The organism is Azospirillum baldaniorum, assembly GCF_003119195.2.
Classification (GTDB): Bacteria; Pseudomonadota; Alphaproteobacteria; order Azospirillales; family Azospirillaceae; genus Azospirillum; species Azospirillum baldaniorum.
Genome location: NZ_CP022253.1, coordinates 635,996 through 661,881 on the forward strand (window position 1 = coordinate 635,996; position 25,886 = coordinate 661,881).

Annotated in this window: 22 protein-coding genes; all 22 read right to left on the minus strand. The window is 69.9% G+C overall.

Annotation, left to right across the window (positions count from 1 at the left end):
• Window positions 1–3 precede the first annotated feature (3 nt).
• The 22 genes from Sp245p_RS02965 to dapF all read right to left on the minus strand — a co-directional run bounded on the left by Sp245p_RS02965 (window position 4) and on the right by dapF (window position 25,855).
• On the minus strand, window positions 4–309 hold the full coding sequence (locus Sp245p_RS02965; protein WP_014241675.1) for an STAS domain-containing protein: 306 nt from the start codon (window positions 307–309) through the stop codon (window positions 4–6).
• 112 nt (window positions 310–421) lie between these two features.
• Window positions 422–1,588: a methyl-accepting chemotaxis protein gene (locus Sp245p_RS02970; protein WP_014241674.1), complete on the minus strand. Its 1,167-nt coding sequence runs from the start codon at window positions 1,586–1,588 to the stop codon at window positions 422–424.
• A gap of 11 nt (window positions 1,589–1,599) precedes the next feature.
• Window positions 1,600–2,664 carry a protein-glutamate methylesterase/protein-glutamine glutaminase gene (locus Sp245p_RS02975; RefSeq protein WP_014241673.1) on the minus strand — a complete coding sequence of 355 codons (1,065 nt, stop codon included), beginning with the start codon at window positions 2,662–2,664 and terminating at the stop codon, window positions 1,600–1,602.
• 3 nt (window positions 2,665–2,667) lie between these two features.
• The gene (locus Sp245p_RS02980) at window positions 2,668–3,294 is read right to left on the minus strand and encodes a chemotaxis protein (RefSeq protein ID WP_014241672.1); all 627 of its coding nucleotides are present in this window, start codon (window positions 3,292–3,294) and stop codon (window positions 2,668–2,670) included.
• Window positions 3,295–3,297: 3 nt separating this feature from the next.
• Entirely contained in the window at window positions 3,298–4,218 is a 921-nt protein-coding gene (locus Sp245p_RS02985) for a CheR family methyltransferase (protein ID WP_014241671.1), read from the minus strand.
• Window positions 4,215–6,785 carry a methyl-accepting chemotaxis protein gene (locus tag Sp245p_RS36210; protein ID WP_014241670.1) on the minus strand — a complete coding sequence of 857 codons (2,571 nt, stop codon included), beginning with the start codon at window positions 6,783–6,785 and terminating at the stop codon, window positions 4,215–4,217. Before Sp245p_RS36210 ends, Sp245p_RS02985 begins: the two co-directional genes overlap by 4 nt.
• Window positions 6,786–7,018: 233 nt before the next feature.
• Window positions 7,019–7,576 (minus strand): chemotaxis protein CheW, encoded by a 558-nt coding sequence (locus tag Sp245p_RS02995; RefSeq protein WP_014241669.1) that lies wholly within the window; start codon window positions 7,574–7,576, stop codon window positions 7,019–7,021.
• Window positions 7,577–7,586: 10 nt separating this feature from the next.
• Window positions 7,587–9,824 (minus strand): chemotaxis protein CheA, encoded by a 2,238-nt coding sequence (locus Sp245p_RS03000; protein WP_109138346.1) that lies wholly within the window; start codon window positions 9,822–9,824, stop codon window positions 7,587–7,589.
• A 30-nt stretch (window positions 9,825–9,854) separates the two neighbouring features.
• Complete coding sequence (locus Sp245p_RS03005; protein ID WP_014241666.1) at window positions 9,855–10,232, minus strand: response regulator; 378 nt, start codon at window positions 10,230–10,232, stop codon at window positions 9,855–9,857.
• A complete protein-coding gene (locus Sp245p_RS03010) occupies window positions 10,217–10,528 on the minus strand; it encodes an STAS domain-containing protein (protein ID WP_014241665.1) in 312 nt (103 codons plus the stop codon). The genes Sp245p_RS03005 and Sp245p_RS03010 overlap by 16 nt, the downstream gene beginning before the upstream one ends.
• Before the next feature lie 125 nt (window positions 10,529–10,653).
• On the minus strand, window positions 10,654–13,443 hold the full coding sequence (locus Sp245p_RS03015; protein ID WP_014241664.1) for a sensor histidine kinase: 2,790 nt from the start codon (window positions 13,441–13,443) through the stop codon (window positions 10,654–10,656).
• A 1-nt stretch (window position 13,444) separates the two neighbouring features.
• A complete protein-coding gene (locus tag Sp245p_RS03020; protein ID WP_014241663.1) occupies window positions 13,445–13,678 on the minus strand; it encodes a hypothetical protein in 234 nt (77 codons plus the stop codon).
• A complete protein-coding gene (locus Sp245p_RS03025) occupies window positions 13,675–15,882 on the minus strand; it encodes a 3'-5' exonuclease (RefSeq protein ID WP_014241662.1) in 2,208 nt (735 codons plus the stop codon). The genes Sp245p_RS03020 and Sp245p_RS03025 overlap by 4 nt, the downstream gene beginning before the upstream one ends.
• Window positions 15,879–16,295 (minus strand): response regulator transcription factor, encoded by a 417-nt coding sequence (locus Sp245p_RS03030; RefSeq protein ID WP_014241661.1) that lies wholly within the window; start codon window positions 16,293–16,295, stop codon window positions 15,879–15,881. The genes Sp245p_RS03025 and Sp245p_RS03030 overlap by 4 nt, the downstream gene beginning before the upstream one ends.
• A 219-nt stretch (window positions 16,296–16,514) precedes the next feature.
• Window positions 16,515–17,654 (minus strand): SPOR domain-containing protein, encoded by a 1,140-nt coding sequence (locus Sp245p_RS03035; protein ID WP_014241660.1) that lies wholly within the window; start codon window positions 17,652–17,654, stop codon window positions 16,515–16,517.
• Window positions 17,655–17,836: 182 nt separating this feature from the next.
• Window positions 17,837–18,775, minus strand: a complete 939-nt coding sequence (gene puuE, locus Sp245p_RS03040) for an allantoinase PuuE (protein WP_014241659.1) — start codon at window positions 18,773–18,775, stop codon at window positions 17,837–17,839.
• A gap of 34 nt (window positions 18,776–18,809) precedes the next feature.
• Entirely contained in the window at window positions 18,810–19,385 is a 576-nt protein-coding gene (locus tag Sp245p_RS03045) for a septation protein A (protein WP_014241658.1), read from the minus strand.
• Between the two features lie 302 nt (window positions 19,386–19,687).
• Complete coding sequence (locus Sp245p_RS03055) at window positions 19,688–20,761, minus strand: lipid A deacylase LpxR family protein (protein WP_014241656.1); 1,074 nt, start codon at window positions 20,759–20,761, stop codon at window positions 19,688–19,690.
• A 93-nt stretch (window positions 20,762–20,854) separates the two neighbouring features.
• On the minus strand, window positions 20,855–22,384 hold the full coding sequence (locus Sp245p_RS03060; protein WP_014241655.1) for an AMP nucleosidase: 1,530 nt from the start codon (window positions 22,382–22,384) through the stop codon (window positions 20,855–20,857).
• A 95-nt stretch (window positions 22,385–22,479) separates the two neighbouring features.
• The gene (gene ftsY, locus Sp245p_RS03065) at window positions 22,480–23,697 is read right to left on the minus strand and encodes a signal recognition particle-docking protein FtsY (RefSeq protein WP_014241654.1); all 1,218 of its coding nucleotides are present in this window, start codon (window positions 23,695–23,697) and stop codon (window positions 22,480–22,482) included.
• Between the two features lie 16 nt (window positions 23,698–23,713).
• Window positions 23,714–24,973 (minus strand): tRNA (N(6)-L-threonylcarbamoyladenosine(37)-C(2))-methylthiotransferase MtaB, encoded by a 1,260-nt coding sequence (mtaB, locus tag Sp245p_RS03070; protein ID WP_014241653.1) that lies wholly within the window; start codon window positions 24,971–24,973, stop codon window positions 23,714–23,716.
• Between the two features lie 45 nt (window positions 24,974–25,018).
• On the minus strand, window positions 25,019–25,855 hold the full coding sequence (gene dapF / locus Sp245p_RS03075; protein WP_014241652.1) for a diaminopimelate epimerase: 837 nt from the start codon (window positions 25,853–25,855) through the stop codon (window positions 25,019–25,021).
• Window positions 25,856–25,886: the final 31 nt, after the last annotated feature.

The following is a 25,886-nucleotide window of genomic DNA, read 5'->3' on the forward strand; positions in this document are numbered from 1 at the left end:
GGGTCAGTCCTCGATCGTGACGATCTTGTTGAGCTGGGCCACGGTCAGCACGCGCTTGACCTGTCCGGCGGCGGAGCGCAGGACGAGCTGCTTGTCGGCGTTCGCCATTTCCTCCCGCGCGATCAGCAGCATGCCGATTCCCGCCGAATCGACGAATTCCAGCGTGGAGAGGTCGAGCACCTGACGTTTGGCCTTGTTCTGCAGCATCTCCCGGATCAGGGCGCGCAGCTTGGCGTGGTCGTTGAAGGTCAGGCGACCGCGCAACCGAACCAGGGTCTCCTGCTCCTTGTCCTCAATTCCGTAGTCCATCGGTCCGGTGTTCCTGAAGGGTGTTCCTGAAGGGGCATTGGGGCGGGTGGCCTTTGCGGACCACGCCAGAATGGAGCAAGACAGGCCGGGGGTTCCAGAGAATCCCTCGGCTTCAGAAAAGTTCGATGTCGCCGCCGGAACTGTCGTCCTGGCCGGCATCGACGTCAAGGACGCCATGCTCGTCCAGCGCCGTCCCTTCCAGCAGCAGACGGCGCACGAAGCGCTGGCGCATCTCGCTCAGCTTGAAGCGGCCCAGCAGCTCGTCGAGCCATTCCTGCGGAACCTGCGGCCCCAAGGAAGCGGGCATTTCGACGCGGGTGCGGTTTTCCAGCTCGTTCAGCCCTTCCGCCATGATGGCGAGGCTGTCGTTGATGGCCTCCAGCCGCTGCTTGGTCAGGTCCTGGAACTGCATTCCGGTGACCATGCGGCTGATGGTGGCGGACATGTCCGACGACACGGTCGCCGCCGTCTCCAGCACCGCCTGGAAGTGGTTGGTCTGGTCGACCAAGCTGTCCATGGTCTTGTCCACCCGCTCCTTGGCGAGCATCTGGGGGGACATGTCGGTGTCGGCGATCTGGCGCAGGATGTCGTGGCCGTTGCGCACGCCCTTGACCACCGCGGTGACCTTGGAGCGCATGCGGTCGGCCAGCGCCCCGGTGTTGCGGGAGAGGTGGCGCACCTCCTGAGCGACCACCGCGAAGGTGCGGCCGGCCTCGCCGGCGCGGCTCGCCTCGATGGTGGCGTTCAGCGCCAGGAAGTTGGTCTGGCGGTTGATGGCGTCGATGTCGCCGATCGACTTCTCCAGCTCCGCCACGTCCTTCTGCACGTCGTCGAGGAGATAGACCATGCTCATGGCGTGGCGGGACAGCATGACGATGTTGGAGATCATGTCCGCGATCATCTGCTGCATGCCGGTGACGAGCTGGTCCATCGGCACCCGCTCCCCGTCGATGGAGACGGAGCCGGCCATGCCGACGATCTCCTCCACCCGCTCCGACTGCTGCATGGCCTTCTCGGCCAGCTCGCGGAAGCGGGAGGAGAGGTCCAGCGTGGCGTCCTCGACCGTCGCGGAGGTGCGGGTCAGCTCGTTCTGCACCGCCTCCAGCGTGCGGCGCTGGATGTCGGCGTAGCCCATCCAGGTCGCCAGAAGCTCGCCGGTCACCGGAATCTTCTCGCCGATCTCGGGCAGGCTGTGCACGGGAGCGCCATCGTCGGGAAGGTCCGGCTTCTCCGGTTCCGGTCCGGCTTCCAGGCGGGGCGCGCGGCCGTAGAAAGACATGGTGCTGCTCCTCAGTTCGCGCGCGTGCGGTGTTCGCCGATGGCGTCGAACGCGCGCAGCATCTCGGCCGGTATCTGCGCCAGCGGCAGTTCGACGGCGACCGCCCCGGCTTCCCGGGCGGCGCGCGGCATGCCGTAGACGACGCAGCTCGATTCCTGTTCGCCGATGGTATAGGCCCCCGCGTCGCGCATCGCCAGCATGCCCGACGCCCCGTCGCGGCCCATGCCGGACAGGATCACCCCCACCGCGTTCGCCCCCGCCGCCTTGGCGACGGAGGAGAACAGCACGTCCACCGACGGGCGGTGGCCGCTGACCGCCGGCCCGTCCTGGATGTGGCAGGAATAGCCCTGGGGGTCGCGGATGATCACCAGATGACGGTCGCCGGGGGCGATGTAGACCTTGCCCTGGACCAGCCGGGCGCCCTGGGTGGCGACCTCCACCGACGGCGGCGAGATGCGGTCGAGCCGGGCGGCGAAGCTGGGGACGTAGCTGGGACCCATATGCTGGGTGATGACGATGGGCGGGCAGTCGGCGGGCATGACCGCCAGCACGTCGCGGATGCGCTCCACCCCGCCGGTCGAGGCGCCGATGGCGATGAGGCGGGTGCCCGACCCGGCGCGGCGCGGCGTCTGGAGGGGCGAGGTCGCGGGCTTGGGCCGCCGCATCGACAGGCGGGCGGTGGCGGCGATGCGGATCTTGCCGACCAACTCGTGCGCCATCGCCTCGAAGCCGTGGCCCTCCGAGCCGTCGGGCTTGGCCACGCAGTCCACCGCGCCGATCTCCAGCGCACGGATCGTCGCCTCCGACCCCTCCTGGGTCAGGGAGGAGACCATGACGACCGGCGTCGGGCGCAGCGTCATGATCTTCTCCAGGAAGGACAGCCCGTCCATCCGCGGCATCTCGACGTCCAGCGTGACGACGTCCGGGTTGGTCCGCTTGATGACGTCCCGCGCCTCGTAGGGGTCGCGGGCGACGCCGACCACCTCGATGCCGGGCTCGTCCGAGATGACGGCCTTCAGCATCTCCCGCATCAGGCTGCTGTCGTCCACGATCACGACGCGGATGGAGCGTGTCATGGCTCAGTCCTCCCCGAACAGTTCCACGTCGCCCTCGATCGGCTGGTGCCGCAGGCTGGAGCGGAAATGCAGTTCCTGGTTCGCCGTCTCCGACAGGGCTTCCGGCCGCAGCATCTTGCGCATCGCCTTGCCGGTGTGGGGAAAATAGTGGATGCGCCGGGCCGAGGCGCCGCCGAGATCCTGGCCCATCAGCTTCAGCCCCTCCCGCCGGACATAGTCGAGCGCGAAGGCGGCGTTGCGCTGGCCGACGTCGAAGCTGGAATCGATGACGCGGGCGCCGCCGAACAGCTTGACCTCCAGCCGCCCGCGCTGGGCGCCGCGCGCCAGCAGGTCGTTGATCAGCCGTTCCATGGCGACCGAGCCGTAGCGCGCCGCCGCACCGGTGCCGGCGTCCTCGGACTCCGGCACTTCGGGCAGCAGGAAATGGTTCATGCCGCCGATCGCCGTTGCCGGGTCGTGGACGCAGGCGGCCACGCAGGAGCCCAGCGTCGTCACCATCATCACGTCCGAGCGGTCGCTGACCAGATGATGGCCGAGGAAGACCTTCATCGTGTGGGCGCGGAACTGCGGGTGGAAGTAGCCGCCGGTCTGCCGGGCCTCCGCCGCACGGCGGCTTGCGAATGCGGTCATGCGTCACAGCCTCCGGTAGATGGTGGGGCCGGTCTGGCGGAAGCGGTCCGACACGCCGTACAGGCTTTCCGAATGGCCGAGGAACAGGCAGCCGCCGGGCTCCAGCAGGCGGGCGAAGTTGCCGATGACCTGGGTCCGCCCGACGCGGTCGAAATAGATCAGCACGTTGCGGCAGAAGATCGCGTCGAACGGCCCCTTCATGGGCCAACGCTCCAGCAGGTTCAGCGGCTTGAAGGTGATCAGCCGCTTCAGCTCCTCCTCCATCGCCACCATCGGCTCGCCGGCCTCGCGCTGGCGCCGGGTGAAGCGGTCGCGCAGGGGCGCCGGGATGCTGTTCGCCAGATCGGCGGGATAGACGCCGCGTCGGGCGGTGTCGACCATGTGGGTGTCGATGTCGGTCGCCAGGATCTTCGCGTCCCAGCGCCGCAGCTCCGGCCCGAAGCTGGAGGCCAGAACCATGGCGATGGTGTAGGGCTCCTGCCCGGAGGAGCAGCCGGCGGACCAGATGCGCAGCCGCGGGTGGGAGGACTCCCCGGCGTGGCGGGCGCGCATCTCCGGGACCGCGGTCTTCGCCAGGAAGTCGAAATGGTGCGATTCGCGGAAGAAGCTGGTCAGGTTGGTGGTCAGGGCGTTGACCAGGAAGCCGACCTCGTTCGCCCCCTCCTCGCTCTCCAGCAGGGCGCAGTAGCTGTCGAAGTCGCCCAGGCGCAAGTCGCGCAGCCGCCGGGCGAGGCGGGAATAGACCATCTCGATCTTGTGCGGGGCCAGCGCGATCCCGGCGAGCTGGTAGAGCATATGGGCGATGAAGTCGAAGTGCCTCCGCTCGAACGGGAACTCCCGCCGGCCCGACGTCGCCGCGGGGACGGCGCCGCGGTCGGTCGGCGCCGAGTCGGGGGCGGGGAAAGGGCTTGGGGCGGTGGTCATGCCGCCCGTCCGCGGGCCAGCTCGGGCCCGCCGTGGGCGTGGCCGGCGTCCAGGGAGAAGAAGGCCATCTGCTGGCGGAGCTGCCCGGCCTGCTCTTCCAGCGAGCGGGCGGCGGCGGTGCTTTCCTCGACCAGCGCGGCGTTCTTCTGGGTCATCTCGTCCATCTGGGCGACGGCGGTGTTGACCTCGTCCAGGCCGGACGCCTGCTCGGCGGTGGCGCGGGCGATCTCCGACACGAGGTCGGCTACCCGTGCGATCCCCGCCACGATGTCGGTCAGCGACGACCCGGCGGAGCGGACCAGCTCCACCCCGTCCTTGACCTGCGCCCCGCTGTCCAGGATCAGCGTCTTGATCTCCTTGGACGCCTGGGCGGAGCGCTGCGCGAGGTTGCGCACCTCCTGCGCCACCACCGCGAAGCCGCGGCCCGCGTCGCCGGCCCGCGCCGCCTCGACGGCCGCGTTCAGCGCCAGCAGGTTGGTCTGGAAGGCGATCTCGTCGATCACCCCGATGATGTCGGAAATCTTCTGCGACGAGCGCTCGATCCCGCGCATCGCCTCGACGGCGCTGGCGGCGACCTGACCGCCCTTCTCGGCGGCGTGGCGGGCGTCGTTGGCGAAGGCGTTGACCTGCTGGGCGTTGTCGGCGTTGGAGCGGACGGTGGCCGCCAGCTCCTCCATGCTCGCCGCCGTCTCCTCCAGCGAGGAGGCCTGCTGCTCGGTGCGCTCGGACAGGTCGAGGCTGCCGTCGGCGATCTCGCGGCTGGCCGCGGCGATGGACTCGGCGGCGCCGTTGATGCGGCGGACGATCTCCGACAGCTTTTCCGCCGTGCCGTTGAAATCGTCCTTCAGGCGCAGGAACACGCCCTCGTACGGCTTGTCGATGCGCCGCGACAGGTCGCCCTGCGACAGCGATTCCAGCATGGCGGCCAGATCCTCGGTCACGCCGGAGACGTTGGCGGCCAGCCGGTTCATGCCCTCGCTGACCAGCCGGAAGAAGCCGGTCTTGCCGTCCAGCGCGATCCGCTGCGAGAAGTCGCCGCGCACGGCGCTGTCGACCATGGCGGCGATCTCCGCCTCGATGGACAGCTCGGCGGTCAGGTCGCGCCATTCGACGACGAGGCCCAGCTTCTCGCCGTGGCGCCCGGCGACCGGGCTGGCGGTGATCTCGAAGCTGCGGCGGCCCGCCTTGACCATGCCCTTGTAGGGGCTGGCGAGGCCGGTCAGGCTGGAGCGCAGGCGCGGGGCCTCGGTGTCGAGCGCGTCGAGAGTTTTCCCAATCAGCCCGGCGGCGTCGAAGGCGGGCAGGGCCTTGCGCAGGTCGCTCTCGGCGGCCTTGAACATCGCGAGCGCGGCGGCGTTGCAATCGGTGACGGTCCCGTCCTCGCCCACGGTCATGATGCAGGACGACACGCGGTCGAGCGCGATCCCCGCCCGCACGGCGGTCACCGCGTCCTCCTTGAAGGCGGCGACGGCGCGGGCCATCGCGCCCAGCTCGTCGCGCCCCTCGGTGTGGGGAACGGTGACCGACAGATGGCCGTCGCTGAGGTCGGTCATCACCTTGCGGATGCCCTGAACCGGGCCGGTGATCGAACGGGCGATGACCTGCGCGGCGCCGATGCCCAGCAGCAGCGACAGGCCGCCCAGCACCAGGGCCAGCAGGACGCTGTTCCCCACCTCCGCCTCGGCGCGGGTCTCGATCCCCTTCTGCTCGGCGTGGATGGCGGTGGCGATGGAGTCCAGCGTCGCGGTCAGGGCGGTGACGATCTTGGCGACGATCTCGGCGCGCAGGCGGTCGATTTCCTTGTCGGCGGCGACGGCGTCGCGGAAGGCGGCGCGGTAGCCCGGCGCCCGCTCCGCCACCTCGCGCAGCAGCGCCGCCACGCCGGGTTCGGTCAGCAGGACCTGCGCCTCGCGCACATGCTCCAGCATCTCGTCCAGGTTCTTTTCCATCGGCCCCGCCGCGGTGGCGTCGCGCATGCCGAGCGCGCGGTTGGCGAAGAGGCGGCTCAGCACCCAGTGCTTCTCCATCTCCTCCCCGACCAGGGCGGCGTCCTTGTCGCCGGTGGCCTGGGCGCCTTCGACAATGCGCTCCAGCGTCTCGGTGATCTGGGTGCCCAGCGGGTCCATGGTCTGGCGGATGGCCGCGTCGTAACGGTCGCGGACGACGCGGATCGCCTCGAACTGGGTGTGGTACTCGGTGTGCAGCCGCGCCAGCTCGGCGAAGGCCGCCGCCTGGCTGGAGCGCTGGATGGCCGCGCCGTGGGCGGCCAGCGCCTGATCGAACTCGGTGCGGAGCGCGCGCTGGCGGTTGAGCGCGGCGGGGTCGCCGGACACCAGATAGTCGCGCCCGTGGATGCGCTGGTTGGCGAGCCGAGCCGAGAGGTCCTTGGCGAAGGTGGCGAGTTCACCGCTGGAGAGCACCGCGTCGACGCTGCCGTTCAGGCTGCGGATGCTCAGCAGGCTGGCGGCGACCTGGGCGGCCAGCAGGGCGAGCAGGAGCGCGAAGGCCAGCCACAGCCGCTTCGAGATGCCCATCGCCCCAACGAACGAACCGACCCCTTTCGCCATGCCATCCCCCTTGCCCGCCGCGTCGTACCGGCGTTAGCCCTTATTTGAAACAAACCCGTGTGAAAAGCCGCGACATGACGCACCCCTGTGTCGCTGCCTTTTGATGTCCCCTCTCCCCTCTGGGGAGAGGGTTAGGGTGAGGGGGTTGTGCGAAGCGTCATGTCCGGCACAAGCGCGACCCCCTCACCGGCCCTTCGGGCCACCCTCTCCCCAGAGGGGAGAGGGCTATCCAATCAGGATGCCCGCTCCAGCGCCGGCAGGGCCTTGGTCGCCGAGTCCAACTCGCTGTTCTCGACGGAGAACAGCTTCTCGACGCTCAGCAGCGTGACCATGCGGTCGTCGGCGGTGTAGAGACCGCTGAGATACTCGGCGTCGACCATGCCGCCGTCCACGTCGGGCGGCGGCTTGATGGCGTCGTGGCCGATCGCCAGGATGTCGGAGATGGCGTCGACCAGGATGCCGCGGGTGCGTTCCCCCACCTGGATCACCACCACGACGTGGCGCTTGGTGACCGACGTGGCGCCGCCGCCGAAGCGGGCGCGCAGGTCGAAGATGGGGATGATGATGCCGCGCAGGTTGATGACGCCCCGCACATAGTCCGGCAGGTTCGGCAGGCGGCTTTCCGGCGTCCAGCCGCGGATTTCGCGGACCGACAGGATGTTGACGCCGTACTCCTCGCTGCCGACGGTGAAGGTGACGTACTGCTCCTCGGCGGCGTTGACCGCCATGACGTCGTTTCGGGCGTCGGTGCGGCTACCGCCGACGGTGGCGAGCGCGGTGGAACTGCTCATCGCTGTGGCCTCAGACCGGTTCGAGTGCGGGGGCGGGCAGCGCGGCCACCGGCGGACGCGGCGCCCTGGAATCCATGTGCCGGCTCATCTCGCGCAGGCCGGCGACGTCCAGGATCAGGGCGACGCGCCCGTCGCCCAGGATGGTCGCGGCGGCCACGCCGTCGAGGCGGCGGAAGTTCGCTTCCAGGCTCTTGATGACGACCTGCTGCTGGCCCAGCACCTCGTCCACGACGAGGCCGAGGCGGGAGCCGTCCTCCGTCTCCACCAGCACGACCAGCGCGCGGGTGGGGTCGGCGACGGCGTCGGGAATGCCGAACAGCTGGTGCAGATAGACCAGCCGCACATACTCGCCGCGCGCCATCATCACGTCGCACTTGCCGACCAGCCCGTGCAGGTCCGCCGCCTTGGGGCGCAGGCTCTCCACGATGTTGGTCAGCGGCAGGACGAAGCGCTCCTCGCCGACCGAGATCACCATGCCGTCGAGCACCGCCAGGGTCAGCGGCAGCGACAGGACGAAGCGCGAGCCCTCGCCCGGCGTGGAGTAGACGCCGATGCGCCCGCCGAGCGAGGTGATGTTCCGCCGCACCACGTCCATGCCGACGCCGCGGCCCGACAGGTTGGACACCTGATCGGCGGTGGAGAAGCCGGGCAGGAAGATCAGGTTGTCGATCTCCTCATCCGACAGGGTGGCGCCCGGCTGGACGAGCCCCTTCTCGATGGCCTTGGACAGCACCTTGGGCCGGTTGATGCCGCGCCCGTCGTCGGTGATCTCGATGACGATGCGGCCCGAGCGGTGCTGCGCCGACAGGTGCACGGTGCCGGCGCGCGGCTTGCCGACGCGCTCCCGCTCCTCCGGCCCTTCCAGCCCGTGGTCGATGGAGTTGCGGATCATGTGGGTCAGCGGATCGACGAGGTTCTCCACCACCGTCTTGTCCACCTCGGTCGTCTCGCCGCTGGTGACGAGCTGGACCTCCTTGCCGGTCGTGGCGGCGCATTCGCGGACCAGCCGCGGCATGCGGGAGAAGACGCTCGACACCGGCTGGGCGCGGATCGACATCACGCTCTCGCGCAGCTCGCGGGTGTGCTGGGCCAGCTGCTCCAGTCCTTCCAGAAGCTCCTGGAACTCGCCGGGGGGCAGCTCGCGCACATGCTCCGCGATCATCGCCTGGGTGATGACCATCTCGCCGACCATGTTGACCAGCCGGTCGATCTTGTCGAGATCGACGCGGATGGTGTGGCTGGTCAGCCCGGCGTGCTCCGCACCGCCGCCGTTGGGACGCGGGCGGGTGGCCTCGGCCTTGGGAGCGTCGGCCCCAGGGGCTTTGGGAGGTGGCTCGGCGACCACCGCCGGCGGGGCGGCCGTGGCAACGGGCACCGGATCGGTGACGGGGGGCGGCGCCTCGGGGGCGGCGGGGGGCGGGGCCTCCGTGGTGATGCGGATGTCGCAGTCGTCGGCCACGAACTCGAAGACGTCGTTGATCTTGTCCAGATCGACGTCCGCGTCGGCGACCAGCGTGACCGTCCAGGAGAGGTGGAGAAGCTCCGCCTCCAGGTTCTGGAGGTTGGGCAGGGCGTCGGTGTGGCATTCGACGGTGGCGTCGCCCAGCCGGCGCAGAGCGCGCAGCATGAAGGCCGGCTCGTTGCCCGACATCAGCAGGTCGGACCGCGGCCGGAAGACGATGGTCCAGCGCAGCTTGCCGGGGGGAACCGGGTCCTCCTCCGCACGGGCGGCGGCGATGGCGGCCATGGCGTCGCCGAACAGCCCGGCCTCGTCGTCCTCGTCGTCGGCGTAGGTGGGGGCGTAAGTGGGGGCAGGCGCCGGAGCGGCGGGGGCGGCCGCCGGAGCCTGGACCTGCGGAGCCCCGCCCGACAGATGGCGGCGCAGGGCGGCCACGGTGCCGTCGGTGGTCCCCGCCGGGGCGGGGTCGCCCTCCCGCGCGTAGGCCAGCATCTGGCCCAGCAGGTCGTTGGCGCGGATCAGCGTGTCCACCAGCTCCGTCGTGACGGGGACGGTGTTGTTGCGCACCCCGTCCATCACCGTCTCGAACTCGTGCGCGAAGGCGACCAGCTCGGTGAAGCCGAAGGCGCCGCCGCCGCCCTTGATGGAATGGACGGCGCGGAAGATGGCGTTGACCTCGTCGGAATCGACCTCGCCCGGCGTCAGCCGCAGCAGGCCGCTCTCGGCGACCTCCAGCAGCTCCGCGCTTTCGTCGAAATAGGTTTGCTTGAACCGGCTCAGGTCTTCCACGGGCGCCCCCTCACAAGCCAGGACGCGGCGTCAGCCGCAGACCTTCTGAACGACGGAGATCAGCTTCTCCGGGTTGAAGGGCTTCACGATCCAGCCGGTCGCCCCCACCGCCCGGCCTTCGGACTTCTTCTTCTCGTCGGCCTCGGTGGTCAGCATCAGGATGGGCAGCGTGCGGTGCGCCGGGGTGGCGCGCAGGCGGCGGATCAGGGTCAGCCCGTCCATCACCGGCATGTTCAGGTCGGTGATGACGAGGTCCACCTTGTTGGCGCCGATGACGCCCAGCGCCTGCTGTCCGTCGGCGGCCTCCACCACGTCGTAGCCGGCGCCCTTCAGCGTGAAGGAGACCATGTCCCGCATGGTCCGCGAATCGTCGACGGTGAGTACCTTCTTCTTCACGCTTGGCTCCATTGCTTCAACCAGTCGTCCAGCCCCAGATCCTCGCAGGCTTCCGCCAGGACCTCGGACGGCTGGACGATGGCGAACGTGCGGTTCTGTTCGGCGGCGTGCCGGGAGGCGACCAGAAGCGCCTGGACGCAAGCGGTGCTGACCCGCTCCACGGCCGCGGCTTCGGCGATGACGGTCTGGGAGGCGGCGAAGCCGGCGCGCAGGCTGTCCAGCAGGGGCTGCGCCATGGCGAGGTCGAGGTCGCTGGGCAGGCCCAGCCGCACCGTTCCCCCCTCGTCGCTCCACTTGATCAAAGTCACCGCCCGTCTCCTTGCAACCCGACCGGGCAATGCCCCGTCCGGAAGACTGATCATGTCCGGCATTTGGTAAAAAACCTGCCTGAAACACGTATAAGGATTCGTTAAGGCAACTGGACTGACCTGTGTCAACCGGAGCGCGTTCCGGCGGTGTGGTCCGGTTCTTTCGCGGTTTGATCGTTTTGTGACACGGCTGTTGCCGCTGTTGCCAAAGGAACGGTGAAGGCGAAGGTGGCGCCCTTGCCGGGGGCGCTGTCGACCCGGATGCGGCCGCCGAGATGCTCGACGATGCGCTTGCTGATGGCCAGCCCCAGCCCGGTGCCCTGCGGCTTGTCGGTCATGGTGTCGCCGACCTGCCGGAAGCGGTCGAAGACGATGGCCTGATGCTCCGCGGCGATGCCGGGGCCACTGTCGGTGACGGACACGCGCAGATGGTCGTCGTCCACCGCCACGGACAGCGAGGCCCGGCCGCCCGCCGGGGTGAATTTCGCGGCGTTGGACAACAGGTTCACCGCCACCTGCACCAACCGGTCATGGTCGCCGCGCACCGGCGGCAGGCCGTGGGGAATGGTCACGGACAGCGCGATGCCGCGCTCGTGGAACAGCCGGGCGGTGGCCGCCGCCGCCTGCTCCAGCGCGGCGCCGAGGTCCATCGGGCGGACCTGCCAGTCGATCTCCCCGGCCTCGATCTTCGCCATGTCGAGGACCTGGTTGATGAGTCGGGTCAGCCGCTCGCTCTCGGTGATGACGAGGCCGAGGAACTCCTGCCGCTGCTCCAGCTCGATGTCGGGGTTGTCGTGCAGCACCTCGGTCAGGGCGCGGATGGAGGTCAGCGGCGTGCGCAGTTCGTGCGTCACGGTGGACAGGAACTCGTCCTTCAGCCGGTCCAGCTCCGTCAGCCGTTCGTTGGCGGCACGCAGCGCGGCCGACGCGCGCTGCAATTCCGCCGTCTTGTGTTCGAGCTGGCGGCTGTACTCGATGACGTGGCTGGTCTCGTCAAGCATCCGCATCAGCTCGGGATAGCTGACCTCGCCGCCCTCCACCGCGGAGGCGAGCGCCACCCGCGCCGAGGCGGCACCGATCGCCCCGGCGAGCAGCCGCTCGGCGAAGCGCACCAGCTCCGCCCCGGCCCGGCGGTCCGGCTCCAGCGGTCCGTGGCGGCGGGCATGTTGGGCGAAGGCCGCCTCCGCCCGCTGCGGACCGAGGAAGCGTGCGACGATCCGTTGCAGGTCGCCGACCGTGGCGGTGCCGCGCCAGGCGCCGGCGGGCAGGGGAGCGTCGCGGTGCTGGAAGACTTCGACGAAGGCGGTGGCCTGCGCCCGCTCGCCCAGGCCGGGACGGTCGAGCAGGGAGACCACGACGTAGAGGCCGATGTTGAGCAGCATGCTCCAGAACAGCGCGTGGGTCAGCGGGTCCATGCCGTCCAGCCCGAACAGGGCGTAGGGTCGCAGCAGGGCGATGCCCCACGGCCCCTGGTCGATGAAGGAGGCGGGCAGCCAGCCCGACCGCGCGAAGCTGGGCAGCAGCAGCGTGTAGGCCCAGGTCAGGATGCCGGTGCCGAGGCCGGCCAGCGCGCCGCGCCGGGTCGCCCCCGCCCAGTAGACGCCGCCGATCAGCGCCGGGGCGAACTGTGCCACCGCCGTGAAGGAGATCAGGCCGATGGCGCTCAGCGCGTAGGCCGAGCCGGCGATGCGGAAATACAGGTAGCCGAGCAGCAGGATCGCCACGATGGCGGCGCGCCGGATGGTCAGCAGCAGCGGCGACAGGTCGTGCAGCCGCTCCAGCCGGGCGCTGCGGGCGCGCAGCAGAAGCGGCATCACGATGTCGTTGCACACCATGGTGGAGAGCGCGATGGCCTCGACCACGATCATGCCGGTGGCCGCCGACAGACCGCCGATGAAGGCGAGAAGGGCCAGCCACTCGTTTCCGGCGGCCAGCGGCAGCGCCACCACGAACATGTCCGGGTCCACCGCCCGATCGGGGAAGCGCATCAGCCCGGCCACCGCCACCGGCAGGACGAACAGGTTGATCAACAGCATGTAGAGCGGGAACAGCCACAGGGCGCGGGTCAGGTGCCGCTCGTCCACATTCTCGATCACCGTCACCTGGAACTGGCGGGGCAGGCAGAGCACCGCCGCCATCGCCAGCAGCATCATGGTCAGCCATGACCCGTCGGCCAGCGCCGGGGTGGAGGTGAAGAGGTTGCGGATCTCCGGATGCTCCCCGGCCGTGGCGAACAGCTCGGTCGGGCCGTCGTGCAGCCCCCAGACCACCGCCGCGCCGACCGCCAGGAAGGCGACCAGTTTGACCACCGACTCGAAAGCGATGGCCGCCACCATGCCCTCGTGATGCTCCGCCGCGTCGATGTGCCGCGTGCCGAAGATGATGGCGAAGGCCGCCATGACGACCGCCACGTAGAAGGCGTTGTCCAGGACGACGGGCAGGGACAGGCCGCCGGTGGCGCCGGACGGGTCGGTGCCCCACAGCACGTCGAAGCTGACCGCCACGGCCTTGAGCTGCAGGGCGATGTAGGGCGTCACCCCGATCACCGCGGTCAGCGCCACCAGCCCGCCCAGCCCCTGGCTGCGCCCGTAGCGGGAGGCGATGAAGTCGGCGATGGAGGTGATGCGCTGCGCCTTGGCGATGCGCAGGATCTTGCGCAGCACCAGCGGCCCCAGCAGCATCAGCAGGGTCGGGCCGAGATAGATCGGCAGGAAGCCGATGCCCAGCGACGCCGCCCGCCCGACCGAGCCGTAGAAGGTCCAGGTGGTGCAGTAGACCGCCAGCGAGAGCGCGTACACGTACGGCGACGCGATGACGCTGCGCCCGCCGTCCGCCCGCCGGTCCGCCCACCAGGCGATGGCGAAAAGGAGGAGCAGGTAGGCGAAGCTGGCGGCGACGATGGTGGGCCAGGGCATCTCAACGCCCCCTGCGTTCCAGAAGCACCGCCGACAGCGCGATCACCCCGCCCCACACCCCCAACGCGTACACGTACAGCAGCGGCAGGCCGAACAGCGTGTCCCCGGCGCCGAAGACGCGCAGCAGCGGCGGGTTGAAGGCGACCACGCCGAACAGGAACAGCGCGATCAGACGGTCGGCGCCCGCCCGGCGCGGTGGAGGGGTTGCGGGTTGCGGGGCGGGCCCGCCGGTCAAAAGGCGCGCTCCCGCGCCGCCAGCTCGACGATGATGTTGGCGCCGCGGATGGCGTCGTCGAGTGTGCGGACGTCGCGTTCCTTGAGCATCTCGACCATGCGCAGGAAGACCGCGGCGGTGACGAGGCTGTCGCCCAGCGCCGTGTGGCGGTCCACCACCTCGATCCCCAGCCGTTCGGCGATGCCGTCCAGCGTGTGGTCGCCGCCCTCGCCGAGCAGCATCCGCGACAGCAGCATGGTGTCGAGAACCGGACTGTCGAAGCGCACGCCCGACGCCTTTTCCTTCATCTTGAGGAATTTCAGGTCGAAGGCGGCGTTGTGGGCGATCAGCACCGCGCCCGACACGAAGCCGCGGAACTGCGGCAGCACCTTGTCGATGGTCGGCTTGTCGGCGACCATCGCGTCGGTGATGCCGTGGAAGGGGATCGATTCTGGAGGGATGCTCCGCTTCGGGTTGACCAGCGTGTTGAAGGTCTCACCGGTCAGGATGCGCCCGCCGACGACGCGCACGGCGGCGATCTGGATGATCTCGTCGCCGGTGCTGGGCGACAGGCCCGTCGTCTCGGTGTCGAAGACCACGTAATGGAGCTGGTCGAGCGGCGTGCGGCCAAGCTCGCTGGTGGCCAGCGGCTGGTGCAGCAGGTTGAAGTCGAAAAACTCCGGCCGCGCTCCGCCGCGCGCCGCGGTGTGGGCGGAGGGCGGCTTCAGCGCGGGCGGCAGCGGCACGCGCAGGCGCGACAGCAGCTCGCCTTCCGCCCCCGGCCCCTTCACCGGCTCGCTCCACATCGTGCTCTTGTGGTGCTGGAGCACGTCGCCGACCGTCAGGCCGCCCAGCGCGTCGGGCAGCGGGTGGTCGAGCCAGCTGTCCACGATGCCGCTGGGCACCGACGGGCCGCGCCAGGTGATGTCCAGATAGACCCAGCTGTCCCCCGGCTCCACCGACAGGTCGTAGGCGGGAACCCCGGTCAGCGCGTAGACGTACTCGATCAGATAGCCGAACAGGATGACGAGGCTGTAGCTGTCGCCGTGCACCCATTGCGGCAGGCCAGTCAGCGTCACGCCGTACTGCGCCTCCGGCCCGACCCGGTGGCGGATCAGGTTGATGAGGTTGGTGGAGTGGATGTCGCTCATCGGCCAGGAGCCGGTGACGACGCTGCGGTACGCGTTGGTGACGCGGGCCAGCCGCTCCGACAGGGTGTTGGACGACTCCATCAGCGCGGCCTGGAAGGCGGCGCGTTCCTCCGGCCCCAACTCCGGCGTGTCGTCCAGCGTCTCCAGCACGGCGCGCAGGTTGGCGATGGGGGCGCAGAAGCCTTCCGTCGCCTCGCGCAGCAGGGCGTCGCGCTGGCCGAGCGCGGCCAGATCGCTGGTCGCGTCGGACAGGGTGATGACGTAGCCGGTGATCGTCGGCAACGCGTCCGAGCCCTCCGGCGGGTCCTGCAGGATGGCGCTCATGCGCCCGGCCAGCAGGATGTGCCCGTCGGTGGTGGCGCCGACGAACTGGGCGGTGGTGCCGTGCTCGTGGTTGACGTGCCGCCCCTCGCGCACGCGGAGCGTCAGCCGCTCCAGCGTGTGGATGACCGGCTCCGCCACCACGAAATGCAGCAGCGAGCGGCCCAGCCCGAGGTCGCCGGCCAGATGCAGGATGTCGAGCGCCGTCTGGTTGTAGAGCAGGATCTGGTGCTTCAGGTTGCAGACCAGGACGCCTTCGTGCAGGTCGCGCAGGACGGCGGCCAGCCGGGTCTTCTGCTCTTCCGCCTTGGCGGTCGACTCCGCGACGGTGCGGGCGGTGTCGCGGCGGGCGGCGGCCAGCTTGTCCGACAGCTCGTTGACCGCCTTGGCCACCGGGGCGAGGTCGCCGTAGCGGGCCAGCGGGATGCGCGCGCCGGTCTTGCCGTCCGCGGTGCCATGGGCGATCAGCCCGGCCTCGCGGCTCAGCGTTTCCGAGGCGCGAAGCAGCCGCCGGTCGACCAGCCCCCACAGGCCCCAGACCGCGGCGGTGGCGGCGGCGGTCATGGTGACGGCGTAGGTGACGAAGGCGTTGGGGTCGTTGTTCGCGCTGAAGCCGACCGCGGCCCCCACCGACAGCAGGGGCAGGCCGACGCCGGCGGCGCGGAAGGCCAGCGGAATGATCCGGCGCGGCTCCGCCGGGGTGGTTGCCGGGGCGGCGGTCCCGGCACTTCCGGTGGTCGCCGGGGCGCTCATGGCTGAGGCTCCGCCGTTCCGCCCTGGGTTTCGCCCGCGTCGTTCTCGGGGGTCAGGTACTTGCGGACGGTGGTGACGAGGTCACGGGTCGAGAAGGGCTTGGTGATGTAGTCGGTGGCGCCCAGCGCCATGCCCTTCTGCCGCTCCACGTCGCGACTCTTGGCCGTCAGCATGATGATGGGCAGAGACTGGTAGGCGGGGTTGGCGCGCAGCGACTGGCAGACGTCGAACCCGTCGCGGCGCGGCATCATGGCGTCCAGCAGGATCAGGTCGGGCGTGCTTTCCGCAACCGATTCAAGGGCTTCCTCGCCATTGCGGGCGATGCGCACGGCAAAGCCCGCCTTCTGCAACAGGACCTGCAGGGAGAGGACGATGCTGGGCTCATCGTCGGCGACCAGGATCGTCGGCTTCATACCAGGGTTTCCTCCGGTTCACCGGTCTGATGCGCCGGCTTCTTGCGGCTGCGCTTGTTCTAATATGCGTGCCTGTTCAATCCCATGTTAGCGGCAAGGAGAAGGACAGATCAAGACGAAGCCCGCCCGCAATACCGAAATTGCGGACGGGCTTTTTCAAAGGAAAGAAGCGGAATAGAGAGGAGCGACAGTTTGTCGCGGTGGCGCCGTTGCCTGCGGTCAGCGCGTCGAGACGACGATGGGCTGCGCTTCCACCTTGCCCTTCAGCGACGCGGCGGCCTGACGGGCGGCGGCGGTGTCGGCATAGCCGCCGACGCGGACGACGTGCCAGGACCGCTGCTCGGCGTCGGTCCAGTCCAGCGCGTAGGCGTTGAAGCCGAGACCGCGCAGGCGGCGGACCAGCCCTTCGGCGTTGTCGGCCTGCTGGAAGGATCCGACCTGCACGGTGTAGCGCCCATCCGGAACGGCGGCGGACGCCGGCGGCGTCAGCACGCCCGACGATGGCGCCGTGGCGGCAGGCGGCGTGGAGGCGGCCTTGGGCGTCGGCTTGGCGGGCTGCGGCGCCGGGCGCGCCGCGGCGGCTGGGCGCTGGGCCGCGGCCGGCGGGGGCGGGGCCGACAGCATGGCTTGAAGCTCCGCCGTTTCCGTGGTCTTCACGTGGGGAGGGGCCTTGGCGGGCTCGGCCGGGGGCGGGGCCATGACCGAAGCCGGCGGATGCGCCGGGGCCCTCGCGCTCTCCGCCGTTTCCACGGGGTGCGGCGCGGGGTCGGCCGGCTTGGCGGCGGTGGGAGCGGGCGACGGCAGGGCCGGCGGTTCCGGCACCTTCATGGCGGGCGGCGGGATCTGCGGCAGGGCCATGGGCGGCGGGACCACGGCGGGCGCCGGTGCGGCCGGAGCGACGATGGTCTGCGTCTGCATCGGCGCCTGCTGGGTCGGTGCAGGAACGGGCGCCGCGCGGGTGATCAACGCCTCCGGCTTGGCCGGAGCCACGGTGCCGGGCGAGGCGCCGCCGGGGGGCGGGGCGCTGGGGACGGCGGTGATGAGCGGTGCCGGGGGCGCGGACGGCGCCTCCCCGCCCTGGTCCAGCATCACGACGACCGCGCCGATGCCGATGGCGGCGGCCAGCGCCGCGGCGATCTTGCCGATGGGCAGGTGCCGCTCCGCCTTCCGCCCGGCGTCCGGGGACAGGAGATCGTCCTCCTCCGCCGGGTCGGCCTTCAGGTCGTCGTTGAGGGCGCGCAGAAGGCGGGCGATGTCGTCCCGGGCCTCCCCGCCATCGTCGGCGAGGGCATCCGCCATGGGACGCGCCTTGTGATCCGCCGTCTGACTGGCGGCCTTCATCTCATCCTTGAACGTCACGGCGGCGTGCGCACCCAGTTGAAGATCGCAAGGAATCGGCAGTCACGGGACCACAGGCACGAAAGGGCCGCGCCGCGATCCAAAGACCTTCTACTGTATTTCGACGTTCGTTCAAACGCCGATGCGACGAATTGGCGTGAGAAAGTTGGGCGCGGACGCGCGCCCGGGTCGCTTTTCCCGGTTCAGGCCGGCTCAGGCCGTTGGGCGATAGGCGGGCGGTAGGGATGCTCGGCCATCCAGTGACGGGCGATGTCCAGCCGGGTGGCGACCCACGCCTTGTCGTGGCTCCGCACATAGTCGAGGAAGCGGGCCAGCGCCGCGGCGCGCCCCGGGCGCCCGACCAGACGGCAGTGCAGCCCGATCGACATCATCTTCGGCTGGTCTTCCCCTTCGGCGTAGAGCACGTCGAAGCTGTCCTTCAGGTAGGTGAAGAACTGCTCGCCGGTGTTGAAGCCCTGGTTGGTTGCGAAGCGCATGTCGTTGGCGTCGAGCGTGTAGGGCACGATCAACTGCGGCCGGCCGAAGCGGTCGTCCCAGTAGGGCAGGTCGTCGGCGTAGCTGTCGGCGTTGTAGAGGAAGCCGCCCTCCTCCGACACCAGCTTCCAGGTGTTGGGGCTGCACCGCCCGAGATACCAGCCGAGCGGGCGGGAGCCGGTCACGCGGGTGTGGGCCTCGATGGCGCGCAGCATGTGCTCGCGCTCCACCTCCTCCGGCAGATGCTGGTAATCGATCCAGCGGTAGCCGTGGGTGGCGATCTCCCACCCGGCGTCCTGCATGGCGCGGACGGCGTCCGGGTTGCGCTCCAGCGCCATGGCGACGCCGTAGACGGTCACCGGCAGGCCGCGCTGCGTGAACATCCGGTGCAGCCGCCAGAAGCCGGCGCGGGAGCCGTACTCGTAGATCGACTCCATGTTCATGTGCCGCATGCCGACGATGGGCTGGGCGCCGACGATCTCTGACAGGAAGGCCTCCGACGCGGCGTCGCCGTGCAGGACGCAGTTCTCCCCGCCCTCCTCGTAGTTGATGACGAACTGCACCGCCACCCGCGCCCCGCCCGGCCAGTAGGGGTGCGGCGGACGGGACCCGTAGCCGATCAGGTCGCGCGGGTAATCGTGTGACATGGCGGGTGCGCTCCGTCAGGGAGGAGGGGGACGGTCAGGAGGCGGAGGACGAGGACTTTTCGGCCGGCTGCTCCTCCGGTACCTGATGGCGCAGGATCAGCGGGGCCTGGAGGGCGCTGAACAGCAGGGTCAGCGGCATGATGCCGAACACCTTGAAGTTCACCCAGGCGTCGGTGGTCATGGTGCGCCACACCACCTCGTTCAGCGCGGCCAGCAGCAGGAAGAACCACGCCCAGCGGATCGCCAGCGTGCGCCAGCCGGCGTCGGACAGGTTCAGCACCGACCCCAGGACATGCTTCAGCACGTTGCGCCGCGTCAGGTGCGCCGCGAACAGGACCGCGGCGAACAGCAGGTTGACCAGCGTCGGCTTGATCTTGATGAACAGGTCGTCCTGGAGCCACAGCGTCAGCCCGCCGAACAGCAGGACGAAGCCCGCCCCGACCACCGGCATCACCGGCACCTTGCGTTCGAACCGCCAGGAGACCAGCACGGAAATGCTGATCGCCACCATGAAGACGGCGGTGCCGATCATGATGCCGGCCTGGGAGTTGGCGATGAAGAAGGCCGCCAGCGGGCCGGCTTCGATCAGCAGTCGGGCGTATTGGTTCATGATCCTCACATAGACCGAACCGGGCCTGGGATAAAGAGGGAAGCGAGGGGACGCCGTTGGCCTTCATAGCCCTCTCCCCTCCGCTCACGCGCAAACTTCGTTTGCGCTGCCGCGACAGGCGGACCTTCGGTCCGCCGAAAGCGGGGAGAGGGTGGCCCGAAGGGCCTCTCGCGCTGGCTGAAAGCCAGCGCTGGCGGCAGGGGGATGCGCGTGGCGGCAAGTCCGGCACAAGCGCAACCCCCTCACCCTAACCCTCTCCCCAGAGGGGAGAGGGGATTTCAATTGGGTTTCGATGGAAGCGCTCAGAATCGGTAGGAGGCGCGGATCGAGCCGTAGTTGGTGTAGGATTTCTGCCCTTCGAACTCCGGCGACAGGAAGTTCTGGGCGTAGGAGATGCCGAACGGGCCGTAGCGCAGCGCCACGCCGAGCTGGAAGGCGGCGACGAAGTTGTGCTTGTCCACCGACCGGCTGTCGCGGAAGCTGTTGCCGTCGAGGAAGATGTTGCGGGCGACGGCGCGCCCCTCCGCCCCGGCGTAGACGTACCAGGAGAAGGGCGGGCGCGGCGCCCCCGCGGCCACGCTGTCCTGGTAGGGGATGCTGGCGGTCGGGCGAAGGATCAGCGCGCCGACCGGCGGCGCCATGTTGCCGCCCAGCCGCATCGTGAAGCCCGCCCCGCCGAAGGTCAGGACGTTGCCGACGCTGCCGGCGACGTGGGGGCTGATGTCCGCCTCGAAGGGGCCGATGCGGGCCGGGCGCTCGGCGCGCCAGACATGCTCGTAGCTGAGGATGATGCCCGGCTCGTTCTTGAGCTGGTAGTCCCAGCCCTCCGGCCAGCGGGCGCCGGGGACGACGCGGTGCACCGCCTTCTGGGTCTGCTCCGCCAGCGAGGCCGGGCCGACCATGCCGAGGTCCAGGTCGATGCGGTCGACCTGCCGCGTCTCTTCCGAGATCACCGACAGGCGGCCGTACAGCCAGCCGGCGTAGGGGCGGTCGGTGGCGTCGGGGATCGGCTTGGTGATGTCGCTGGGGGTGTACATGTTCTGGCCGAAGGCGATGCCGTAGCGCCGCACCCCATGCTCCCCGATCCAGGGGACGAGGTTGGCCAGCCAGTCGATGTTGCCGTAGGTCGGGCGGTCGCCGGAGACGTAGTAGAACTGAACACCGTTCGTGTAGTAACGGTCCGTCCCGCCGCCGAACAGGTCGTTGTCGACCCAGGCGCCGATGGACGGGCCGGACCGGGGGGTGGGTTCCGCTGGCGGAGCGGTGTCCGTGTTTGGACCATTGTCCGCCTCTGGTGCGCTTTGGGCCAGACCCGGCCCCGTCGCCAGCCCGAGAGAGAGGGCGGCGATCACGCTCCAACCTGCACGCACGGCCATAATGCTTCAATTCCCTTCGTTGCCGAGCACCCTAAGATAAGACGCAGGCGCCCTTTGGCGCCTGCACTTTCGGGTGAGGCAAAACGGCTTGGCTTACTGGAAGGCCGCCTCGGCAAAGCTGCGCAGCTTGCGGGAATGCAGGGTTTCCATGCCGTGTTCGCGCAGAAGCTCCATGGCCAGCACGCCGATCTTCAGGTGCTGGTCGACCCGCTCGCGGTAGAAGCGGTCGGCCATGCCCGGCAGCTTCAACTGGCCGTGCATCGGCTTGTCGGAGACGCAGAGCAGCGTGCCGTAGGGAACGCGGAAGCGGAAGCCGTTGGCGGCGATGGTGGCGCTTTCCATGTCCAGCGCGACGGCGCGGCTCTGGCTGAAGCGCATCAGCGGCTCGCGGTGGTCGCGCAGTTCCCAGTTGCGGTTGTCAATGGTCGCCACGGTGCCGGTGCGCATGATGCTCTTCAGTGCGTAGCCGGACAGGCCGGTCACCCGTTCCACGGCCGTCTCCAGGGCGCGCTGCACCTCGGCCAGCGCCGGGACGGGCACCCAGGTCGGCAGGTCGGCGTCCAGCACATGGTCGTCGCGGACGTAACCGTGGGCCAGCACATAGTCGCCCAGCCGCTGCGTGCTGCGCAGCCCGGCGCAATGGCCCAGCATGATCCAGGCGTGCGGGCGCAGCACGGCGATGTGGTCGGTGATCGTCTTGGCGTTGGACGGACCGACGCCGATGTTGACCAGGGTGATGCCGTTGCCGTCCGGGCGGGTCAGGTGGTAGGCGGGCATCTGCGGCAGGCGGAGCAGCCGAGCGCCGTTGGTGGGGGCCTCGCCGGGATTGCCACCCAGATTGGCGTTCTGAACGATGACGCCGCCGGGCTCCACGAAGCGGTCGTACTGGCTGCGGTAGGCGGCCAGTTCGGGATCGGCGGCCGGCTCCATGATCTCGCGGGCCATGCGGATGAACTCGTCCACATAGAACTGGTAGTTCGTGAACAGGACGAAGTTCTGGAAATCCTCCGGTGCCGTCGCCGTGTAGTGGCGCAGCCGGTGCAGCGAGAAGTCCACCCGCGGCGCGGTGAACAGGGCCAGCGGCTTCACCGCGTCCAGCGACTCCTCGTAGGTGCCGTTGACGATGGTGTCGTCCATGCGGGCGAGGTCGGGCAGGTCGAACAGGTCGGGCAGCCCGGCCAGCCGCTCCGGCGTCAGGTCGCCCTCGACATGCATGCCCTGGGGGAAGGCGAAATGGATGGGGATGGCCTCGTCGCTGACCCCGACCTCCAGCGGAACATGGTGGTTGCGCAGCAGGAGCGAGAGCTGTTCGCGGTAATAGCGGTCGAACAGGTCGGGGCGGGTCAGCGTCGTGGAGTAGGTGCCCGGCCCCTCGACGAAGCCGTAGGCCAGCCGCGTGTCCACCGTGGCCGCCGAGGCGGTGGAGAGGCGGACATAGGGGTAATGGGCCTGCTCCCGCCGTCCGCCGTCCTCGCCGCGGGTGAAGGCGGCGAAGCGGTCGCGCAGATAGGCGGTGTTGCGGTCGTAGAGGTCCTTGACGAGGGCCAGGGCGGCGTCCGCGTCGGTGAAGCGCTCGACAGGACCGGGGGGCACGGGGGAGGGGGAGGTCTTGGCAGCCGTCATGATCTTCAGATAGGGCTTGGGCGTGGCGGCCGGAAGTCCCTTTCTCGCCCGCCCCCCCTTGCCTGTGCCCCCTGTCTGTGCCTTGGGGGGCGCCGTTACTGCGACGGCAGCCCCATCAGCGACTTGGCGAACTGGTCGGCGTCGAAGGGGCGCAGGTCGTAGACGCCTTCGCCGATGCCAATGGCGTGCACCGGCAGCTTGAACCGCTCGGCCAGCGAGACCAGCACGCCGCCGCGCGCCGACCCGTCCAGCTTGGTCAGGATCAGGCCGGAGACGTTCACCATGTCGCGGAACACCTCCACCTGATTGTGCGCGTTCTGGCCGGTGGTGGCGTCCAGCGTCAGCAGGGTGGTGTGCGGGGCGCTCTCGTCCACCTTCTTGATGACGCGGACGATCTTGCGCAGCTCCTCCATCAGGCCCGCCTTGTTCTGCAGGCGGCCGGCGGTGTCGATCAGCAGGATGTCCACGCCCTGGCGCCGCGCCTCCTCCAGCGCGTCGAAGGCGAGGCCGGCGGCGTCGGCCCCGGTGTCGCGGGCGATGACCGGGCAGCCGGTGCGCTCGCCCCAGATCTTCAACTGGCTGACCGCGGCGGCGCGGAAGGTGTCGCCGGCGGCCAGCATGACCGTCTTGCCCTCGGCGCGGAACTGGCGGGCCAGCTTGCCGATGGTCGTCGTCTTGCCGGTGCCGTTGACACCGACCACCAGGATGACGTGGGGCTTCAGCGCGGCGTCGATCTCCAGCGGCTTGGCGACCGGGCCGACGATCTTCGCCACCTCGGCGGCCAGCGTGGCCTTGACCTCCTCCGGGCTGACCTCCTTGCCGAAGCGGGTGCGGGCCAGCTCCGCCGTCACCTTGGCCGCCGTGGTCGGGCCGAGGTCGGCGGTGATGAGCAGCTCCTCCAGCTCCTCCAGCGCCTCGTCGTCGAGCTTGCGCTTGGTGAAGATGCCGGAGATGCCCTCGGTCAGCTTGGACGAGGATTTGGACAGGCCGTCCTTCAGCCGGGCGAACCAGCCCTTCTTGGGCTTCTCCTCTTCGGCCGTCAGGGCCGTGGGGAGGTCGTCGCGGACGATCTCCGGCGCGTCCTCGCGCTCCTCCGGTTCGGACGGCGGGGCGATGGGCGGCGGGGGCGGGGTCTCGACCGCGGGCGGGGGCGGCAACTCGGGTTCCGGCACCGGCTCGGGGGCCGGCGGTTCCTCGGCGACCGGCTCCGCGGGCGCGGGCTCGGCGGGGACCGCTTCCGGGAGCGGGGCGGTCGTCTCGTCCTTGCGGGCTTGCTCTTCGGGCTTCTTGCGGCCGAACCAACGCAGGATCATGGCGTGTCCACTGTTCTCAAAGGGGGGTGCCGGTCAGCGCGCCGCCGGCCACGCCGGTGACCGTGGCGCGCAGGACGGAGCCGGGGGGCCGGGGCGTGCCCAGGCGGATTTCGGCGAAATGCTGGGTGCGGCCGAGATCGTCCTTCTCGACCAGCACCGAGACCTCGCGCCCGACCAGGGTGGCCAGGGTGCGGGCCTCCGCCTCGGCGCCGCGCGCGCGCAGACGGGCCGCGCGCTCCTTGCGGAGGCCGCCGTCGACCTGCGGCATGCGGGCGGCCGGGGTGCCGGGGCGCGGGCTGTAGGGGAAGACGTGCAGCCAGGTCAGGCCGCACTCCTCGACCAGCCGCAGCGTGTTCTCGAACATCTCGTCGGTTTCCGTGGGGAAGCCGGCGATGAAGTCGGCGCCGAACACCATGTCGGGACGCAGGGAGCGCACGCGCTCGCAGAAGGCGATGGCGTCGGCGCGGCTGTGCCGGCGCTTCATGCGCTTCAGGATCATGTCGTCGCCGGCCTGGAGCGACAGGTGGAGGTGCGGCATCAGCCGCGGCTCCGTCTCGATCAGCCGCCACAGGTCGTCGTCAATCTCGATGCAGTCGAGCGAGGAGAGGCGCAGCCGCGGCAGCTCCGGCACCAGGGCAAGCAGACGGCGCACCATCTGCCCCAGCGTCGGCGTGCCCGGCAGGTCGGGGCCGAAGCTGGTGATGTCCACGCCGGACAGCACGACCTCGTTGTAGCCGGCCTTGACCAGCGCCTGCACCTGCTCCACCACCGCGCCGATGGGGACGGAGCGCGACGGGCCGCGGCCATAGGGGATGATGCAGAAGGTGCAGCGGTGGTCGCAGCCCTGCTGGACCTGGACGAAGGCGCGCGCCCGGTCCTCGAACCCGCCGATCAGGTGGCCGGCGGTCTCCTTGACCGACATGATGTCGTTGACCAGCACCTTCTCCGCCGGGGCCAGGCCCCAGCTTTCCGGCTGCAGCTTCTCTTGGTTGCCCAGGACCTGATCGACCTCCGGCATGGCGCCGTAGCGCTGCGGATCGATCTGGGCGGCGCAGCCGGTCACCACGATGCGGGCGTTCGGGCGTTCGCGGCGCAGCTTGCGGATGGTCTGGCGGGCCTGCCGTTCCGCTTCCGAGGTCACCGCGCAGGTGTTGACGATGACGACGTCCTCCAGCCCGGCGTTGCGGGCGTGGGTGCGCATCACCTCGGATTCGTAGGTGTTCAGGCGGCAGCCGAAGGTGACGATCTCCGGCTCGTTGGTCACAGTGTCGCTCATGCTCTTTCAGCCTAACGGGCGGCCCTACGCTTCAATGGAGACCGCTCAGACGGCGACCAGCTCCGGAGACAGCCGCCCGGTGTAGCTGAGGGCGACCGGGCCGGTCATCAGGACGCGGCCGTCCTCACGCCATTCGATGGTCAGGGTGCCGCCGTCCAGGATCACGTCGACCTTGCGGTTGGTCAGCCCGCGGCGGATCGCGGCGACCGCGGTGGCGCAGGCGCCGGTGCCGCAGGCCTGGGTGACGCCGGCCCCGCGCTCCCACACCCGCATGCGGACGGCGGTGGGGGACAGCACCTGGACGAATTCGACGTTGGTGCGCTGGGGGAAGGCCGGGTGATTCTCGAACACCGGGCCGACCTCGGCCAGCGGCACCGCCTCGGCGTCGTCCACGAAGAAGACGGCGTGCGGGTTGCCCATGCTGACCGCGGTGGGACCGGCGAAGCCGCCGTGTGACACCGCGTCGAGGCGCAACGTGTCCGCCGGTTCCGCCAGCGGGATCTGCGTCCAGTCCAGATTGGCCGGGCCCATATCCACGGTGATGCGCCCGTTGTCGGCGCGGCTGGCCTGCAGGATGCCGGCGTTGGTCTCGAAGGCGACGCGCTCCGCCCCCGCCTCCTCCATCAGCAGCCAGCCGACGCAGCGCGAGGCGTTGCCGCAGGCCGACACCTCGCCGCCGTCGGCGTTGCGGATGCGCATGAAGCCCGCCGTGCCGTCCGTTTTCGCCGGCTCGATCACGATGAACTGGTCGCAGCCCACCCCGGTCTTGCGGTCGGCGATGGCACGCACCTCGGCCTCGGCCGGCGAGTACGGCGTTTTGCGGGCGTCGATCACGACAAAGTCGTTGCCGAGCCCGTGCATCTTCAGGAATTCGCGCGTCATGACCGCCGTTATATGGCGACCGGGCCTGCGG

Coding starts and splice junctions, on each gene's coding strand:
- Sp245p_RS02965 (WP_014241675.1), bottom strand. CDS start 309: ATGGACTACGGAATTGAGGACAAGGAGCAGGAGACCCTGGTTCGGTTG.
- Sp245p_RS02970 (WP_014241674.1), bottom strand. CDS start 1,588: ATGTCTTTCTACGGCCGCGCGCCCCGCCTGGAAGCCGGACCGGAACCG.
- Sp245p_RS02975 (WP_014241673.1), bottom strand. CDS start 2,664: ATGACACGCTCCATCCGCGTCGTGATCGTGGACGACAGCAGCCTGATG.
- Sp245p_RS02980 (WP_014241672.1), bottom strand. CDS start 3,294: ATGACCGCATTCGCAAGCCGCCGTGCGGCGGAGGCCCGGCAGACCGGC.
- Sp245p_RS02985 (WP_014241671.1), bottom strand. CDS start 4,218: ATGACCACCGCCCCAAGCCCTTTCCCCGCCCCCGACTCGGCGCCGACC.
- Sp245p_RS36210 (WP_014241670.1), bottom strand. CDS start 6,785: ATGGCGAAAGGGGTCGGTTCGTTCGTTGGGGCGATGGGCATCTCGAAG.
- Sp245p_RS02995 (WP_014241669.1), bottom strand. CDS start 7,576: ATGAGCAGTTCCACCGCGCTCGCCACCGTCGGCGGTAGCCGCACCGAC.
- Sp245p_RS03005 (WP_014241666.1), bottom strand. CDS start 10,232: ATGGAGCCAAGCGTGAAGAAGAAGGTACTCACCGTCGACGATTCGCGG.
- Sp245p_RS03015 (WP_014241664.1), bottom strand. CDS start 13,443: ATGCCCTGGCCCACCATCGTCGCCGCCAGCTTCGCCTACCTGCTCCTC.
- Sp245p_RS03025 (WP_014241662.1), bottom strand. CDS start 15,882: ATGAGCGCCCCGGCGACCACCGGAAGTGCCGGGACCGCCGCCCCGGCA.
- Sp245p_RS03030 (WP_014241661.1), bottom strand. CDS start 16,295: ATGAAGCCGACGATCCTGGTCGCCGACGATGAGCCCAGCATCGTCCTC.
- puuE (WP_014241659.1), bottom strand. CDS start 18,775: ATGTCACACGATTACCCGCGCGACCTGATCGGCTACGGGTCCCGTCCG.
- Sp245p_RS03045 (WP_014241658.1), bottom strand. CDS start 19,385: ATGAACCAATACGCCCGACTGCTGATCGAAGCCGGCCCGCTGGCGGCC.
- Sp245p_RS03055 (WP_014241656.1), bottom strand. CDS start 20,761: ATGGCCGTGCGTGCAGGTTGGAGCGTGATCGCCGCCCTCTCTCTCGGG.
- Sp245p_RS03060 (WP_014241655.1), bottom strand. CDS start 22,384: ATGACGGCTGCCAAGACCTCCCCCTCCCCCGTGCCCCCCGGTCCTGTC.
- ftsY (WP_014241654.1), bottom strand. CDS start 23,697: ATGATCCTGCGTTGGTTCGGCCGCAAGAAGCCCGAAGAGCAAGCCCGC.
- mtaB (WP_014241653.1), bottom strand. CDS start 24,973: ATGAGCGACACTGTGACCAACGAGCCGGAGATCGTCACCTTCGGCTGC.
- dapF (WP_014241652.1), bottom strand. CDS start 25,855: ATGACGCGCGAATTCCTGAAGATGCACGGGCTCGGCAACGACTTTGTC.